General features: G+C 70.6%; 15 protein-coding genes, 1 pseudogene and 1 riboswitch. Of the genes and pseudogenes, 10 read left to right on the forward strand and 6 right to left on the reverse strand.

The genetic code is table 11. The features are described 5' to 3' along the window. Window positions 1-34: 34 nt before the first annotated feature. Window positions 35-625 carry a M23 family metallopeptidase gene (locus StrepF001_RS31700; RefSeq protein WP_240797767.1) on the reverse strand — a complete coding sequence of 197 codons (591 nt, stop codon included), beginning with the start codon at window positions 623-625 and terminating at the stop codon, window positions 35-37. Window positions 626-906: 281 nt separating this feature from the next. On the opposite strand from StrepF001_RS31700, the gene rpsB reads away from it, so the two are divergent. From rpsB to StrepF001_RS31750, 10 genes are all read left to right on the forward strand, one after another. Beyond that, window positions 907-1,794, forward strand: coding sequence for a 30S ribosomal protein S2 (gene rpsB, locus StrepF001_RS31705; protein ID WP_129801606.1), 888 nt, complete (start codon window positions 907-909; stop codon window positions 1,792-1,794). A gap of 156 nt (window positions 1,795-1,950) precedes the next feature. After that, on the forward strand, window positions 1,951-2,787 hold the full coding sequence (tsf, locus tag StrepF001_RS31710; protein ID WP_129801607.1) for a translation elongation factor Ts: 837 nt from the start codon (window positions 1,951-1,953) through the stop codon (window positions 2,785-2,787). Between the two features lie 189 nt (window positions 2,788-2,976). Next, the gene (pyrH, locus tag StrepF001_RS31715) at window positions 2,977-3,735 is read left to right on the forward strand and encodes a UMP kinase (RefSeq protein ID WP_129801608.1); all 759 of its coding nucleotides are present in this window, start codon (window positions 2,977-2,979) and stop codon (window positions 3,733-3,735) included. Window positions 3,736-3,914: 179 nt separating this feature from the next. After that, entirely contained in the window at window positions 3,915-4,472 is a 558-nt protein-coding gene (gene frr / locus StrepF001_RS31720) for a ribosome recycling factor (protein WP_055623354.1), read from the forward strand. Continuing rightward, entirely contained in the window at window positions 4,472-5,596 is a 1,125-nt protein-coding gene (locus tag StrepF001_RS31725; RefSeq protein WP_129801609.1) for a phosphatidate cytidylyltransferase, read from the forward strand. The genes frr and StrepF001_RS31725 overlap by 1 nt, the downstream gene beginning before the upstream one ends. 455 nt (window positions 5,597-6,051) lie before the next feature. Further along, complete coding sequence (gene rlmN / locus StrepF001_RS31730) at window positions 6,052-7,158, forward strand: 23S rRNA (adenine(2503)-C(2))-methyltransferase RlmN (protein ID WP_129801610.1); 1,107 nt, start codon at window positions 6,052-6,054, stop codon at window positions 7,156-7,158. A gap of 21 nt (window positions 7,159-7,179) precedes the next feature. Further along, window positions 7,180-7,285, forward strand: a riboswitch (TPP riboswitch). A gap of 79 nt (window positions 7,286-7,364) precedes the next feature. Continuing rightward, on the forward strand, window positions 7,365-8,447 hold the full coding sequence (locus StrepF001_RS31735) for a thiamine ABC transporter substrate-binding protein (protein ID WP_129801611.1): 1,083 nt from the start codon (window positions 7,365-7,367) through the stop codon (window positions 8,445-8,447). Then, on the forward strand, window positions 8,423-10,096 hold the full coding sequence (locus tag StrepF001_RS31740) for an iron ABC transporter permease (protein ID WP_346656971.1): 1,674 nt from the start codon (window positions 8,423-8,425) through the stop codon (window positions 10,094-10,096). Before StrepF001_RS31735 ends, StrepF001_RS31740 begins: the two co-directional genes overlap by 25 nt. After that, on the forward strand, window positions 10,096-11,115 hold the full coding sequence (locus tag StrepF001_RS31745) for an ABC transporter ATP-binding protein (protein WP_129801612.1): 1,020 nt from the start codon (window positions 10,096-10,098) through the stop codon (window positions 11,113-11,115). The genes StrepF001_RS31740 and StrepF001_RS31745 overlap by 1 nt, the downstream gene beginning before the upstream one ends. A 25-nt stretch (window positions 11,116-11,140) precedes the next feature. After that, window positions 11,141-11,938, forward strand: a complete 798-nt coding sequence (locus StrepF001_RS31750; RefSeq protein ID WP_129801613.1) for a maleylpyruvate isomerase family mycothiol-dependent enzyme — start codon at window positions 11,141-11,143, stop codon at window positions 11,936-11,938. Window positions 11,939-11,998: 60 nt separating this feature from the next. Here the strand turns inward: StrepF001_RS31750 and StrepF001_RS31755 are convergent, their stop codons facing one another. The 5 genes and pseudogenes from StrepF001_RS31755 to StrepF001_RS31775 all read right to left on the reverse strand — a co-directional run bounded on the left by StrepF001_RS31755 (window position 11,999) and on the right by StrepF001_RS31775 (window position 16,630). Next, complete coding sequence (locus StrepF001_RS31755; protein WP_240797768.1) at window positions 11,999-12,670, reverse strand: LAETG motif-containing sortase-dependent surface protein; 672 nt, start codon at window positions 12,668-12,670, stop codon at window positions 11,999-12,001. Window positions 12,671-12,866: 196 nt separating this feature from the next. After that, window positions 12,867-13,994, reverse strand: coding sequence for an LOG family protein (locus StrepF001_RS31760; RefSeq protein WP_129801615.1), 1,128 nt, complete (start codon window positions 13,992-13,994; stop codon window positions 12,867-12,869). A gap of 26 nt (window positions 13,995-14,020) precedes the next feature. Beyond that, a complete protein-coding gene (locus StrepF001_RS31765) occupies window positions 14,021-14,428 on the reverse strand; it encodes a VOC family protein (RefSeq protein ID WP_129801616.1) in 408 nt (135 codons plus the stop codon). Window positions 14,429-14,526: 98 nt separating this feature from the next. Then, a pseudogene (locus tag StrepF001_RS31770) lies at window positions 14,527-15,908 on the reverse strand (hypothetical protein). Beyond that, a complete protein-coding gene (locus tag StrepF001_RS31775; RefSeq protein ID WP_129801617.1) occupies window positions 15,890-16,630 on the reverse strand; it encodes an ATP-binding cassette domain-containing protein in 741 nt (246 codons plus the stop codon). The pseudogene StrepF001_RS31770 and the gene StrepF001_RS31775 overlap by 19 nt, the downstream one beginning before the upstream one ends. Window positions 16,631-16,635: the final 5 nt, after the last annotated feature.

Raw genomic sequence — 16,635 nt, forward strand, 5'->3', positions numbered from 1 at the left:
GCCGCCCCAGCGGCACGACTGGGCGCAGCTACGTCTACGCCGGTGGTGGCGGTACCCCGAGTACCGGGAGGAGGCGGGACGGTCCACGGTGCAGGAGCGAGGGTGGTAGCAACGACAGTGGGTCAAGGTACGTGGCCTCCTTCAGCAAGCCCCAGTGCATGCACGTGACCGTGCAGTGGGAGCCCGTCGGTTCGATCGTGCCGAGCACCTCGCCCGCCTGTACCTCGGCCCCCTGGCGGACCGACGCGCGTACGGGTTCATAGGTCGTCCGCAAGGGCGGGGCGCCGGTACCGGTCAGTTCCACCGACACAACCCCCTTTCCGGCCACCCGCCCCGCGAACGACACCCGGCCCGCCGCCACTGCCCGTACCGGTGTTCCGGGCGGGGCCGCCAGGTCCACGCCCCGGTGGCCCCGGCCGTACGGCGTGGCAGGGGGGTCCCAGCCGCGCAGCACGGAGGGGCGTAACCCCACCGGCCACGTACGGCCGATCACCGGTACCGGCGCGTCCGCCCTCGGCGGCGCGGTCGGTGGCGGGGCGTCCGCCCGGGCCGCGGTGGCCAGGACGGTCAGCGTCAGCCCCAGCAGCATCGCCCACGTCGCTCGTACACCTCGTGCACATCGCATCGCTCGCATGCGAGAACCGTGCCGGACCCCCGCCGATCACGGCCGAAACCTGTGGATTACTCCCGGGTTGTGGACAGCGGCGTCACCCGGGACCTCCTGGGTCCCGTACACTTCTGATGGCGACCCGGGCCACCGGGTCGACTTCGCACGCCCCGATACCAGGGCCGGCAACGGTCCGGATCAGCGCCCCTCGGTCCCTTTGTGGCAAGGCGCATGTGGGCGTCAGGCGCGGGAGCCGTCCGGCATCCGCGGCACAACCGAGAAACACAAGGAGAACGGCCATGGCCGTCGTCACGATGCGGGAGCTGCTGGAAAGCGGCGTCCACTTCGGTCACCAGACCCGTCGCTGGAACCCGAAGATGAAGCGCTTCATCTTCACCGAGCGCAACGGCATCTACATCATCGACCTGCTCCAGTCGCTGTCGTACATCGACCGCGCCTACGAGTTCGTCAAGGAGACCGTCGCCCACGGCGGCACGGTCATGTTCGTCGGCACGAAGAAGCAGGCGCAGGAGGCCATCGCCGAGCAGGCCACCCGCGTCGGCATGCCCTACGTCAACCAGCGCTGGCTGGGCGGCATGCTCACCAACTTCTCCACCGTCTACAAGCGTCTGCAGCGCCTCAAGGAGCTTGAGCAGATCGACTTCGAGGACGTCGCCGCTTCTGGTCTGACCAAGAAGGAGCTTCTCGTGCTCTCGCGCGAGAAGGCCAAGCTGGAGAAGACCCTCGGCGGTATCCGCGAGATGCAGAAGGTGCCCAGCGCCGTCTGGATCGTGGACACCAAGAAGGAGCACATCGCGGTCGGCGAGGCCCGGAAGCTCAACATCCCGGTCGTCGCCATCCTCGACACCAACTGTGACCCCGACGAGGTCGACTACAAGATCCCGGGCAACGACGACGCGATCCGCTCCGTCACCCTGCTCACCCGTGTGATCGCCGACGCCGTCGCCGAGGGCCTCATCGCCCGCTCCGGCGTGGCGACGGAGGGCAAGGGCGAGAAGGCCGCGGGCGAGCCGCTCGCCGAGTGGGAGCGCGACCTGCTCGAGGGTGAGAAGAAGGCCGAGGAGGCTCCGGCCGCGGAGGCTGCCGCCGAGGCTCCCGCCACGGAGGCTCCCGCCACGGAGGCGCCGGCTGCCGAGGCGCCGGCCGCCGAGGGCGAGCAGGCCTGACCGTCCCGTCAGCGTTGACGGCGGGAGCGGTGCATGAAGACCGCTCCCGCCGTTCACCCGTAGGTCAGCGGAGTGTCGTAGATCTGCAGATGCATGCGGATCGCAGAACCCCGCAGATCTTCGATCTTCCAGACTTCGAGAAAGATTCACAGACTCATGGCGAACTACACCGCCGCCGACGTCAAGAAGCTCCGTGAGCTCACCGGCGCCGGCATGATGGACTGCAAGAAGGCGCTGGACGAGGCCGAGGGCAACGTCGAGAAGGCCGTCGAGGCGCTGCGCATCAAGGGCCAGAAGGGCGTCGCCAAGCGCGAGGGCCGCTCCGCCGAGAACGGCGCCGTGGTCTCCATCATCGCCGACGACAACTCCTCCGGCGTTCTCGTCGAGCTGAAGTGCGAGACGGACTTCGTCGCCAAGGGCGAGAAGTTCCAGGCCGTGGCCCAGGCCATCGCCGAGCACGTCGCCAAGACCTCCCCGGCCGACCTGGAGGCCCTGCTCGCCTCTGAGATCGAGCCCGGCAAGACTGTCCAGGCGTTCGTGGACGAGGCCAACGCCAACCTCGGTGAGAAGATCGTCCTGGACCGCTTCGCGCAGTTCTCCGACGGCTTCGTGACCGTGTACATGCACCGCACGATGCCCGACCTGCCGCCGCAGATCGGTGTCCTCGTCGAGTTCGACAAGCCGAACGCCGAGGTCGCCAAGGGCATCGCCCAGCACATCGCCGCCTTCGCGCCGAAGTACCTCTCCAAGGAGGACGTCCCGGCCGAGGTCGTCGAGACCGAGCGCCGTATCGCCGAGGAGACCACCCGCGCCGAGGGCAAGCCCGAGGCCGCGATCGGCAAGATCGTCGAGGGTCGCCTGAACGGCTTCTTCAAGGACGCCACGCTGCTCGGCCAGCCGTACGCGCTCGACAACAAGAAGTCGGTCCAGAAGGTCCTGGACGAGGCCGGTGTCACCCTGAAGCGCTTCACGCGCATCAAGGTCGGCATCTGAGTCCGTACAGCGACGGGTACCCGATCCCGATAGGGTCGGGTGCAGTCGTCCGTGTCGCTCGCGCAGGCAGCCCCGCCCGCGCGCGTGGCGGACGACAGCAGATCTGACGAGGAGGCCATTGCCGCGTATGGGATGCAAACCCACCACCGGCAATGGCCTTCTTCGTATGTGCACCACGAGGAGATCCCCATGACCACCAGCGTCGAGAAGAGCGACGACGGCAAAGTACGCGGCCGGTTTCTGCTGAAGCTGTCCGGAGAGGCCTTCTCAGGCGGCGGGGGCCTGGGCGTCGACCCGGACGTGGTGCACGCCATCGCCCGCGAGATCGCGGCCGTCGTACGCGACGGCGCGCAGATCGCGGTCGTCATCGGCGGCGGCAACTTCTTCCGCGGCGCCGAACTCCAGCAGCGCGGCATGGACCGGGCCCGCTCCGACTACATGGGCATGCTCGGCACCGTGATGAACTGCCTCGCCCTCCAGGACTTCCTGGAGAAGGAGGGCATCCAGTGCCGGGTGCAGACCGCCATCACCATGGGGCAGGTCGCCGAGCCGTACATCCCGCTGCGTGCCGTACGGCATCTGGAGAAGGGCCGTGTGGTCATCTTCGGCGCCGGTATGGGCATGCCGTACTTCTCCACCGACACCACCGCCGCCCAGCGTGCCCTGGAGATCGACGCCGAGGCCCTGCTGATGGGCAAGAACGGTGTGGACGGGGTCTACGACTCCGACCCGAAGGCCAATCCGGACGCCGTCAAGTTCGACTCCCTCGGCTACGGCGAGGTCATCACGCGGGACCTGAAGGTCGCCGATGCCACCGCCATCACGCTGTGCCGCGACAACAAGCTTCCGATCGTGGTCTTCGAGCTTCTGAAGGAGGGCAATATCGCCCGCGCCGTCAAGGGTGAGAAGATCGGCACGCTGGTGGGTGACCAAGCCGGCCGGGACTGACCGGTGCCTCCGTCCGCGGGAGGACACCTGTCCGAGGGACGGAGGGAACGGACCCTGGCCAGGGGATGGACAATGACCTGCCGGTCGGGAACCGTGCAGGAAGAAGACGCGACGCAGCCGGCCGCCGGCCCCGACGAGGAACCGCAGCCGGGCCTACTCAAGACACGCAGGAGCAAGTGGTGATCGAAGAGACCCTCCTCGAGGCCGAGGAGAAGATGGAGAAGGCCGTCGTGGTCGCCAAGGAGGACTTCGCCGCGATCCGCACCGGCCGTGCGCACCCGGCGATGTTCAACAAGATCGTGGCCGACTACTACGGCGCGCCGACGCCGATCAACCAGCTGGCTTCGTTCTCCGTGCCGGAGCCGCGCATGGCGGTCGTGACCCCGTTCGACAAGAGCGCGCTGCGCAATATCGAGCAGGCGATCCGCGACTCCGACCTCGGCGTCAACCCGAGCAACGACGGCAACATCATCCGGGTGGTGTTCCCCGAGCTCACCGAGGAGCGCCGCCGCGAGTACATCAAGGTCGCCAAGGGCAAGGGCGAGGACGCCAAGGTGTCCATCCGCTCCGTCCGCCGCAAGGCCAAGGACGCCATCGACAAGCTGATCAAGGACGGCGAGATCGGCGAGGACGAGGGCCGCCGTGCGGAGAAGGAGCTCGACGACACCACGCACAAGTACGTCGCTCAGGTGGACGAGCTCCTCAAGCACAAGGAAGCTGAGCTGCTCGAGGTCTGATGAACGACTCTTCCTGGGGAGCGCCGTCGCACGCCGGGTACTGGGCGCCGTCCGACGGGGGGCCGGTCCCGGGGGCCGCCCCGGCGGGTCCCACGTACGATGCGCACAACGCGCAGCAGACTCGCCCCATGCCCATCGTGCCCGACGTGTCCGCCCACGGCGGAGACCAGGACGACGACCGGGGGGCCGCTCGGCTGGGTGGCCCCTTGTTCCGCGACGAGAGCCCGACGGCGCAGCCCCATCCGGCGGTGCCGCAGAATCCGGAGCCCATGCACGACGCCCCACAGCCGGCGCCCGCACCGCAGAAGAAGAGCGCGGGCCGCGACCTGGGCGCCGCGATAGGGGTCGGAGTCGGACTCGGCGCGGTGATCGTCGCGTCTCTGTTCATCGTCAAGGCGGTGTTCGTCGGGGTCGTCGCGGTCGCCGTCGTGGTGGGCCTGTGGGAGCTGACCAAACGGCTCGACGAGCGCAAGGGCATCAAGGCGCCGATCGTGCCGCTCGCAGTGGGTGGCGCGGCGATGGTCGTCGCCGGGTATGTGCGCGGGGCCGAGGGCGCCTGGGTGGCGATGGCGCTCACCGCGCTCGCGGTGCTGGTCTGGCGGATGACGGAACCGCCGGAGGGGTATCTCAAGGACGTCACGGCGGGGGTCTTCGCGGCCTTCTACGTGCCGTTCCTCGCGACGTTCGTCGCGATGATGCTGACGGCCGAGGACGGTCCGCGCCGGGTCTTCATGTTCCTGCTGCTGACGGTCGTCAGCGACACGGGTGCGTACGCCGTCGGCTGGCGCTTCGGCCGGCACAAGCTCGCCCCGCGCATCAGCCCCGGCAAGACCCGTGAGGGGCTGCTCGGCGCGGTCAGCTTCGCCATGGTGGCGGGTGCGTTGTGCATGCAGTTCCTGATCGACGACGGCATGTGGTGGCAGGGTCTGCTGCTCGGCCTCGCGGTCGCGGCGAGTGCCACGCTGGGCGACCTCGGCGAGTCGATGATCAAGCGGGACCTCGGCATCAAGGACATGGGCACGCTGCTGCCGGGCCACGGCGGCATCATGGACCGACTGGACTCGCTGTTGCCGACGGCTCCGGTGGTGTGGCTGTTGCTGGTGCTGTTCGTGGGGTCCGGCTGACCGTCGTCCCCTCATGCGGAGGCCCGCTGCCCTTGGGGTGGCGGGCCGTTTCCGTTCAAAACCCGGTGCCCCGCGCGCGGGCGCCCGGGTACGCTCCTCGCGCCCGGGTGCTGACAAGCTCGGGGCACTGACCGGCGACCGCGTCCACCTGGCTGCTGCTTGCAGCGGGGCCCGCCTGATGGCGGGCGGTCGCCGGCGCGCGGGGAGGGTGTGCGGTGTCCATAGCTTGCCGACATGAGTGACAGCACCGAGTCCGGGACGCGGCCGTGCCGTTGGTGCGGTACGCCGGTCCCGCAGCCGCGCCGCCGGTGGCACAGACGGCGGTACTGCAGCAAGGCACACCGCCGCAGGTTCCGCGCTCGTGAGGCGGCCGCGCGCTTCTTCGACAGCCTGTAGGCCGCCCTGCGTCTGGGGAAAATCGCCCTCCCCAATTGATCTGCGACACTGGTACAGCCATGCCTAAGCCCGGAGAACTCACTTTCGTCGCCCCGCGCGGAGCCAAGAAGCCGCCGCGGCACCTTGCCGATCTCACGCCTGCCGAGCGCAGGGAAGCCGTGACCGAGATCGGCGAGAAGCCGTTTCGCGCCAAGCAGCTCTCGCAGCACTACTTCGCGCGGTACGCGCACGACCCGGAGCAGTGGACCGACATCCCGGCCGGGTCCCGCACGAAGCTGCGGGAGGCGTTGCTGCCCGAGCTGATGACGGTCGTACGGCATCTGTCGACCGATGCCGACACCACCCGCAAGACGCTGTGGCGGCTGTTCGACGGGACGCTCGTCGAGTCGGTGCTGATGCGGTACCCGGACCGGGTGACCATGTGCATCAGCTCGCAGGCCGGCTGCGGGATGAACTGCCCGTTCTGTGCGACCGGGCAGGCGGGGCTGGACCGGAATCTGTCCACCGCCGAGATCGTGCACCAGATCGTGGACGGCATGCGGGCGCTGCGGGACGGCGAGATTCCCGGCGGTCCCGCGCGGCTGTCGAACATCGTCTTCATGGGCATGGGCGAGCCTCTCGCCAACTACAAGCGCGTCGTCGGCGCGATCCGCGCCCTCACCGACCCCGAGCCGGACGGGCTCGGGCTGTCGCAGCGCGGGATCACCGTGTCGACCGTCGGACTGGTGCCGGCGATCCACCGCTTCGCCGACGAGGGCTTCAAGTGCCGGCTGGCCATCTCGCTGCACGCGCCCGACGACGAGCTGCGTGACACCCTCGTCCCTGTCAACACGCGATGGAAGGTGCGGGAAGTCCTCGACGCCGGGTGGGAGTACGCGGCCAAGTCGGGGCGCCGGCTGTCCATCGAGTACGCGCTGATCCGGGACATCAACGACCAGGCCTGGCGCGGTGACCGGCTCGGCCGGCTGCTCAAGGGCAGGCCCGTGCACGTGAATCTGATCCCGCTGAACCCGACGCCGGGCTCGAAGTGGACGGCCTCACGGCCGGAGGACGAGAAGGCGTTCGTCGAGGCCATCGCCGCGCACGGCGTGCCGGTGACCGTCCGGGACACCCGAGGTCAGGAGATCGACGGGGCCTGTGGTCAGCTGGCGGCCACCGAGCGGTAGTCTGACGCCGTACACATCTTCATATTCCGACAGGGGAGCGCCACAGCGCTGAGAGTGCGGGACAGTCCGCAGACCCTCTGAACCTCGCCCAGGTCATTCTGGGTAGGGAGATCGGTCGTCACTCAAGCTGTTGCGCCCTGCCCGGGAGCCGTCCGAAGGTCCCCGGGCAGGGCCGCGTCTCTTCCTGGTCAGCCAGGAGGAAATCGGTGAGCAACACCAGGAAGTTCACAGCCGTGGTCGTCGGGCTGGGCCTCGTCACGCTGTCCGCGTGCGGGTCCTCCGAGTCCGGCAGCGGGGGCTCCGGGGAGTCCAAGACGGTCACCCTCGTCAGCCACGACTCGTGGGCCGTGTCCAAGAGCGTGCTGGCGGACTTCGAGAAGCAGTCCGGCTACACGGTGAAGGTCCTCAAGGACGGCGACGCCGGGCAGGCCGTCAACAAGGCGATCCTGACCAAGGACAACCCGCAGGGCGACGTCTTCTTCGGCGTCGACAACACGCTGCTGTCCCGCGCCCTCGACAACGGCCTCTTCCAGCCGTACGAGGCGAAGGACGCCGGCTTCGTCCTGCCCGAGTACCGGGTCGACCAGGACAAGCACCGGGTCACGCCCGTCGATACCGGAGACATCTGCGTCAACTACGACAAGGCCTACTTCACCGAACACAAGCTGGACCCGCCGCAGTCCTTCGACGACCTGACCAAGCCCGCGTACAAGAACCTCCTGGTCACCGAGAACGCCGCCACCTCCTCGCCCGGCCTCGGCTTCCTGCTCGGTACCGCCGCGAAGTACGGCGACGCCGGCTGGCAGGACTACTGGAAGAAGCTCAAGGCCAACGGTGTGAAGGTCGTCGACGGCTGGGAGCAGGCGTACTACGAGGAGTTCTCGGGTTCCTCGAGCGGCCGGAAGGCCGGCGGCGACCGGCCGCTCGTCGTGTCGTACGCCTCCTCCCCGCCCGCCGAGGTCGTCTTCGCCGACCCGAAGCCGAAGACCGCGCCGACCGGGGTCGCGACCGGCACCTGCTTCCGGCAGATCGAGTACGCGGGGCTGCTGAGCAACGCGCGGAACACCGAGGGCGGCAAGGCGCTGCTCGACTTCCTGCTCACCAAGGAGTTCCAGGACGACATGCCGCTCAACATGTTCGTCTACCCGGTGCGCGAGGCGGCCCAGGTGCCGCCGGAGTTCACGAAGTACGGGCCGCAGGCCGAGGATCCGCAGACCATGGACCCGGCCGAGATCGCCGCCAACCGCGACCAGTGGGTCAAGTCGTGGACCTCGCTCGTACTGAAGTAGCCCTCAGGAAGCGCGTCACGAAGGGCGGCGCGGCACGCCTCGGGCTCATCGCACTGCCCGTCGCGTTCTTCGCCGCCTTCTTCGCCTACCCGGTGGCTGCGATCGTCGCCCGCGGGCTGAAGACCGACGGGGGCTGGCAGCTCGGCAGGATCGCGGACGTCCTCACACAGTCGGACATCCGCCATGTGCTGTGGTTCACCACCTGGCAGGCGCTCGCTTCGACCGCGCTGACGCTGCTGGTCGCGCTGCCCGGTGCGTATGTCTTCGCCCGCTTCGACTTCCCCGGCAAGCACCTCCTGCGGGCAGTGGTGACCGTGCCGTTCGTGCTGCCCACGGTGGTCGTCGGGTCGGCGTTCCTCGCGCTGGTCGGGCGTGGCGGGCTGCTCGACGAGCTGTGGGGCGTGCGGCTGGACACCACCGTGTGGGCGATCCTGCTGGCGCACGTCTTCTTCAACTACGCCGTCGTCGTACGGACGGTCGGCGGGCTCTGGGCGCAACTGGACCCCCGGCAGGAGGAGGCCGCCCGGATGCTCGGTGCCTCGCGGCTCTCCGCCTGGCGCACCGTGACCCTGCCCGCCCTCGCGCCCGCCGTGGCCGCCGCCGCGCTGATGGTCTTCCTGTTCACCTTCACCTCCTTCGGTGTGGTGCAGATCCTGGGCGGGCCGACCTTCTCGACCCTGGAAGTGGAGATCTACCGGCAGACCTCGGAGATCTTCGATCTGTCGACGGCCGCCGTCCTCACGATCATCCAGTTCCTGGCGGTGGGCGCCATCCTCGCCGTGCACGCCTGGACCGTACGGCGACGGGAGACCGCCCTGCGCCTCGTGGACGCGTCCGTGACCGCGCGCAGGCCGCAGGGGGTGGGCCAGTGGGCGCTCCTTGCCGGTGTCCTCGCCTGTGTCGCCGGGCTGCTTCTGCTGCCGCTGGCCGTGCTGGTGCAGCGGTCGCTGGACGCGCCCGACTTCGCCTACTACCGGGCGCTGACCAGTGAGGACGGCGGGACCTTCCTCGTCCCGCCGATCGATGCGATCGGCAATTCGCTCACCTACGCCGTCGTCGCCACCGCCATCGCCGTGCTGATCGGCGGCCTCGCGGCCGTGGCGCTGACCCGGAGGGATGCCGGGCGGTTCGTGCGCGGGTTCGACGCGCTGCTGATGCTGCCGCTGGGCGTGTCCGCCGTGACCGTGGGCTTCGGGTTCCTCATCGCCCTCGACGAACCGCCGCTGGATCTGCGCAGTTCATGGATCCTGGTGCCGCTCGCGCAGGCACTGGTCGGGGTCCCCTTCGTCGTACGGACCATGCTGCCCGTGCTGCGGGCCGTGGACGCGCGGCTGCGGGAGGCGGCGGCGGTGCTCGGGGCGTCGCCGTGGCGGGCATGGCGCGAGGTCGATCTGCCGATGGTGCGGCGGGCGCTGCTGGTCGCGGCCGGGTTCGCCTTCGCGGTGTCGCTCGGGGAGTTCGGCGCGACGGTCTTCATCGCGCGGCCGGACAACCCGACGCTGCCGGTCGCGGTGGCACGGCTGCTGGGGCGGCCCGGCGAGCTCAACTACGGGCAGGCGATGGCCCTTTCGACGATTCTCATGGTGGTGTGCGCGGTGGCGCTGCTGGTGCTGGAGCGGTTGCGGACCGACCGGACGGGGGAGTTCTGATGCTGCTGAGCCTCGAGGGTGCGACCGTACGGTTCGGCGGGCGGGCTGCGCTCGACCGCGTCGACCTGGGCGTCGCCGAGCACGAGGTGGTGTGCGTGCTCGGGCCGAGTGGCAGTGGCAAGTCGACGCTGCTGCGGGCGGTCGCCGGGCTGCAGCCGCTGCATGCCGGACGGGTGGTGCTCGACGGACGGAACCAGGCGGGCGTGCCCGCTCACAAACGGGGCGTGGGGCTGATGTTCCAGGACCATCAGCTGTTCCCGCAACGGGATGTGGGCGGCAACGTGGCGTTCGGGCTGCGGATGCACGGGGCGTCGAAGCGGCAACAGGACGAGCACGTACGGGAGTTGCTGGAGCTCGTCGGGCTGCCGGGTGCCGCGCGCCGGGCCGTCGCCGCGCTGTCCGGGGGTGAGCAGCAGCGGGTTGCGTTGGCCCGGGCGCTGGCGCCGCGGCCACGGCTGCTCATGCTGGACGAGCCGCTCGGCCAGCTGGACCGGTCGCTGCGGGAACGGTTGGTGGTCGAACTGCGGGAACTGTTCGGCCGGTTGGGGACGACCGTGCTCGCGGTGACGCACGACCAGGGTGAGGCCTTCGCGCTCGCCGACCGGGTGGTCGTGATGCGGGAGGGGCGGATCGCGCAGTCCGGTACGCCGCTCGAGGTGTGGCAGCGGCCGGCGGACGAGTTCGTGGCCCGCTTCCTGGGCTTCGACAACGTGGTCGCGGCGACGGTGAGCGGACAGGCCGCGGACACGCCGTGGGGCAAGCTGCCGGTGCCCGAGGAGGCGGCGCAGGGGGCGGGCACGGTCCTCGTACGGCCCGCCGGTGTGCGCCTCGTGCCGGCCGATGCCGGGCTGCGCTGCACGGTGGCCGCGCGCACGTTCAAGGGCACCCATGTCGCCGTACATCTGCAGCCCGAGGGCGCCCCGCGGCTTGAGGCGGCGTGTGCGCTGCGGGAGGCGCCGGAGGTGGGGGACGCGGTCGGGGTCGAGTTCGACGTGGCCGAAATCGTCGTGCTCCCGTGATCGACCGCACCGTAGGGTGCCGCCCATGACGCACCTCGCACACGACCGGTACTGCGACGAAATCGCCCACCAGATATGGTTGCTGAGGTCCGTGGTGACCTCCGGAGCCGATCTGTCCGCCACCGTGCCGACCTGCCCCGACTGGTCCCTGGAGCAGCTCGTACGGCATGTGGGCCGCTCCCTGCGCTGGGTGGAGCTGCTGGTGCGCACCCGGTCCGCGGAGGACATCCCGGAGGATCAGGTACCGGGTGGCGAAGGGCCGAAGACCGAGGGGGACGCGGCCGCGCTGGACGCCTGGCTGGCCGAGAGCGGCGACATGCTCGTCGGCACCCTGCGGGAGGCCGGGCCGGACGCCGAGGTGTGGGGTTGGGCCGGGATCCTCGACGCCGGCTTCTGGGCCCGTCGGATGACCCACGAGGTCACCGTCCACCGTGCCGACGCCACACTCGCCGCGAAACTGCCGTACGACGTCGCGCCCGACGTGGCCGTGGACGCGATCGACGAGTGGCTGCAGATCGTCGAGTTCGTCCAGCGGACGGCTCCGCACGACTCGGCACGGGAGTTGCGTGGCCCGGGTCGGAGCATCCATCTGCACGCTACGGACACCGAGCCTCGGCTGAACGCCGAGTGGTTGATCGAGCTCACCGAGGACGGGCTCGGCTGGCGGCGCGGACACGAGAAGGCGACGGTCGCGCTGCGCGGCCCGCTCACCTCCGTACTGCTCGCCTTCTACCGCCGGCTGCCGCTGGACAGCCCCGAGGTGGAGGTCCTGGGGCAGCGGGAGTTGCTGGAGTTCTGGCTGGAGCGGGCGACGTTCGGCTGAGACGGCTGTGGCCCGCCCCGGGAACGGGACGGGCCACAGCCGGTCGGGCCGGGCGGAGGATCAGCGGTCGCTGCTCGCCCCGCGGCGGCGCATGCCGAAGAACACCGCGCCGCCGCCGACGGCGACCAGGGCGGCCGCGATGCCGGCGATCAGACCGGTGTTGGAGCCGGCGCCGGTCTCGGCGAGGTTGGAGTCGCCGGCACCGGCCGCGGGCGACGGAGCGTTGCTCGCGGTGTCCGCGGGCGCGCTGCTGCCGTCCTCCGAGGCCGACGGGGTCGGGGTGTCGGACTCGGCCGGGGCCGACGGGGTCGCCGACTCCGACGGCGCCTCGGACGGGGTCGGGGTGGGGCTCGGGGTCTCCTCGGTCGTGCAGGCGGTGGCCGGCGTGACCAGGTTCGGCTTGATGTCCTCGTCGACCTGGTTGCCGGCCTTGACGTGGATGCGGTACGTCGCGCCCGGCTTCCAGTCCTCGGCGAAGGTGATCGTGACACCTTCGCGGGAGCCCTTGACCACCTGCTTGCCGACGAGCCGCTCGTCGGCCCCGTTGTTCTCGAGGTAGACGGAGACGGTCGCCGGGGTGCCGGCCGGGTCCTTGTCGGTGACCGTGATGACGCCCTTGGTGCCGTCGCACTCGGCCGCGGCCGAGAACTCACTGATGTGGCAGGCGAGCGCGTTGCCCGCGGCGCCGAGCGCGAGCGCGGCAGAGGCGGAGACGACTCCGAGGATGCGCACGGAACGGCGTGCGTTACGGCGAGTTATGGACACGTTTGTCCTTCATGGGATGCGCGTAATGCGGGGGGTTTGAGGGGGAGATGAGGCGACAGCGTTTGCCGATGCTCACCACCCCCAGGAGACTCACAGGTTTATAAGCGCTCCATAAGGAGTGTCAATCCGTCTGCACATCATGACGATTGGCTTTGCCCGCTTATTAACCGCCGAGACGTTTCAACGCCGCCGGAGCCTCCTCGATTCCGTCGACCAGGGCGATCCGGGCCTCCATCGAACGCTCCCGCGCGAGCGCCCGGAGCAGCGGCCATGTCGGCAGCTTCTCCGTCCAGTGGGCGCGGTTCACCAGGACCATGGGGGTGGGTTCGCCGCGGGACTCGTAGTAGTTGGGGGTGGCGTTGTCGAATATCTCCTGCACGGTGCCGGCGGCGCCCGGCAGGAAGACCACGCCCGCGGTGCAGCGGGCCAGCAGGCCGTCCTCGCGGGTCGCGTTGGCGAAGTACTTGGCGATGTGCGCGGCGAACGGGTTCGGCGGCTCGTGGCCGTAGAACCAGGTGGGGATGCCGACGGAGGGGCCGCCGTCCGGCCAGCGGCCGCGCACCTCGAAGGCGGCGCGTGCCCAGTCGGTGATCGACGGGGTGAACTTCGGTGCCTTGGCGAGGAGTTGGAGGGCGTCCACGAGCATCTCGTCGCCGTACGGAGCGGCGTACGCGCCGAGGTTCGCCGCCTCCATCGCGCCGGGGCCGCCGCCGGTCGCGACGGTGAAGCCCGCGCGGGCCAGCTCCCGCCCGAGGCGGGCCGCGCCCGCGTAGGCCTCCGTGCCGCGAGCCATCGCGTGACCGCCCATGACGCCCACCACGCGGGCGCCGACGAGGAGTTCGTCCAGCGCGTCGGAGACGGCGTCGTCGTGGACCGCGCGCAGCATGGACGCGAAGACGTCGCCGTCTGCCTTCGTCTCCTGGAGCCAGGCGTACGACAGGGCGTCCGGCGTGGCCTCGTAGCCCTGGTCGAGCGAGTCGAACAGTTCGTCGGGGGTGTAGACGAAGCTGCGGTACGGGTCGAAGGGGAGGTCCGGGACGGGCGGGAAGACCAGGGCGCCGGCGGCGCGCACCCGGGTGGCCGCCGACTCGTCCATCGGACAGCCGAGGAAGACGGCGCCCTTGGTATCGACGGACAGCAGTGTGTCCGTACGGTCCGTCAGGTCGACGGCCTGGATCCGGAAGTGGGCGAGGGTCCCCTGTGCGACGACCTCGTCGAACTCGGCGAGGGACTCGATCTCGCGGTCGTGGGAGGCGGTGTGGGGCGCGTGGGCGGGTGGTGTCGGCTGCACCCGCCCATGCTAGGCATGCCTGCGGCTCAGCCCTCGACGGCCGCCGGGTCCATCCACATGACCTCCCAGGTGTGGCCGTCCAGGTCGTCGAAGGCGCGGCCGTACATGAAGCCGTGGTCCTGGACCTGGTCCGACGCCGTGCCGCCCGCCGCCACCGCCTTCTCGACCAACTCGTCGACCTTCTCGCGGCTTTCGGCGCTCAGACAGATCAGCACCTCGCTGGTCCTCGTGGCGTCCGCGATCTCCTTCTTCGTGAACGTCGCGTAGAACGGTTTGGTGAGCAGCATCGCGACGATCGTGTCGCTGATCACGACGGATGCCGCGTTCTCGTCGCTGAACTGCGGGTTGAGCGTGTAGCCGAGCTCCGTGAAGAACTTCTTCGAGGCGTCGAGGTCGTTCACGGGCAGGTTCACGAAGATCATCTGCTGGTACATGTGTGGTCTCTCCCATCGGGCTTGTGCCGTTCGGTGGGGTAGACCCGAGGGCCGTCGGAAACTCATCGGCGGTCGGAGAATTTTTTTCCGTACGAGCTTCAGCGGGCCAGTGGCCGGGCCGCTAGCTCGGCGACGAACACGGCCAGCGGGCCGAACACCGCGAGGAGGGCGCCGGCGCGGAGGGCGGCGGCGCCGCGCAGCATCGTGGCCGGGGCGCCGAGGCGCAGCAGGGCGGCGGTGGTGTCGGCGCGGGCGTGCTTGGCCTCGACGGCGGTGGTGAGCAGGGTGGCGAGCGTGCAGCCCGCGACGAGGAGGACGCCGAGGGTCGTCAGCGGGCCGAAGGCCGGGCCGTCCGGGTCCTGCAGGGTGGCCACGGCGTACGCGGCGGACCCGGCCGCGCAGACGACGCCGACGGGACGGCCGAGGCGGGTGGCTTCCTCCATGAGGACGCGGCCGGCGAGGAGGCGCACGGCGCCGGGGCGGGCTGCCTGGAGGAGGTGGCCGCAGAGGTGGGTGAGGCCTGGGCCGGCCAGGGTCAGGCCCAGGGCGGCCAGGGCCCAGCCGAGGAGCAGGCCCAGGGGACCGCTGGGTGGGCTGCCGGGCATGGAGAGACCGGTGGTGCTGGTGTGGGCGGCGTAGGCCTCTGCGGCCAGGCCTGCGGCGAGGGTGGCGATTCCCCAGGGGAGGGTGGCGGTGGGGTGGGGTGGGGTGCGGGTGGGGGTGGGTGCGGTCGGGGCGGGGGTATCAGGCGCCCAGTGTGCGGCTGAGGGGTCGGTCGCGCTGCCGGCGCTTGCGGGATGCCTCCTCCAGAGGGGGGACCCCAGCGCCCACCCTCCCCACTCTCGGCTTCTCCCCCATTCTCGGCTTCGCTCGAGCGGGGACCCCATGAGCGGGGGGACCCCATCGCCCCATCGGCGCGACTGCCCGCGGTGGCGCGGGCTGGGCGGGGTGGGCGGGACGGGCGACGCGGCTCTCTGGGGCGTAGGACCAGGGCGACCGACAGGGACGCGGCTGCCGGGACCAGGGTGAGGAGGGTCAGGGTTGCGGGGAGGGGGAGTGGGGTGCCCGCGGCGAGGAACTCGGTCGCCGCTCCGTCGAAGGGCATGCCCGTGAGGTCGCCGCGCAGGTGGAGGAAGAACAGCAGGGCCAGCATCGAGCCGAGGGCCGTGGACAGGGCCGTCGTCGTGGCCGAGAAGGCCATCTGGCGGGCCGGGCCGAGGCCGATCGCCGAGAGGCCGTCGCGCGGCCGGGTGCAGGGATCGGTGCGGGCGACGGCCACCGCGAAGTGGACCGTGGCGGCCGCCGGCACGGCACACCAGGCCAGACGGAGGACGGATGCGGCCGGCGTGTCCGGGTGGCTCATCGCGTGGCCGAGGGTGCACAGCAGGAGGAAACCGGTCCCGGCCGATGCCGCAGCCACCAGGAGACGGCGCAGCTGGACGGCCGGGTGGGCGCGGCGGGTCAGACGGAGAGCGAGCACGCCGCCCGGCCTTCCGCCTCGGGGACCGGCGGCAGGTGCACGGTGTTCACGCGCCGCCCGTCGAGCAGGGAGACCGTGCGGTCGGCGAGCGCCGCGGTCTCCGGGTCATGGGTGGCCAGGACCACGGTGATGCCGTGCGAGCGGGCCGCCGTGGTGAGCGTACGCAGCACGTGCCCGCGGTCGGCGCGGTGCAGCGGGGCGGTGGGCTCGTCGGCGAACAGGACCGTCGGGGAGGGGGCCAGCGCACGGGCGATGCAGACCCGCTGCCGCTCGGCCTGACGCAGTTGGTGCAGGCGCCTGCGGGCGCTGTCGCCGACATCGAGACGCTCCAGCCACTCCAGGGCGATCTTCTTGGCCCGTCGGCGGCTGGTGCCGCGCAGCATCAGGGGGAGCGCGGCGTTCTCCCAGACGTTCAGCTCGGGGACCAGGACGGGGGCCGGGTCGATCCAGCCGAAGCGGTCGCGGCGCATCCGTTCCCGGGCGAGGGGGCCCATCCTGTGCACAGGGATGCTGTTGAACCACACCTCGCCGCTCCCGGCCCGCAGCAGTCCGGACAGACAGCCCAGAAGCGTGCTCTTGCCGCTGCCGCGCGGGCCGCTGACGGCGAGGATCTCGCCCTCCTGGACGCCGAGCGAGACGCCTTGCAGCGCAGGGGAGCCGTCGTGGTGCTGGAAATGCAGGGCGCGTGCCCAGAGCACGTCGTTGTCCGGCGGGGCCACCATGGGCG

The organism is Streptomyces sp. F001 (assembly GCF_004187715.1).
In the GTDB taxonomy this organism is placed as follows: Bacteria; Actinomycetota; Actinomycetes; order Streptomycetales; family Streptomycetaceae; genus Streptomyces; species Streptomyces flavusporus.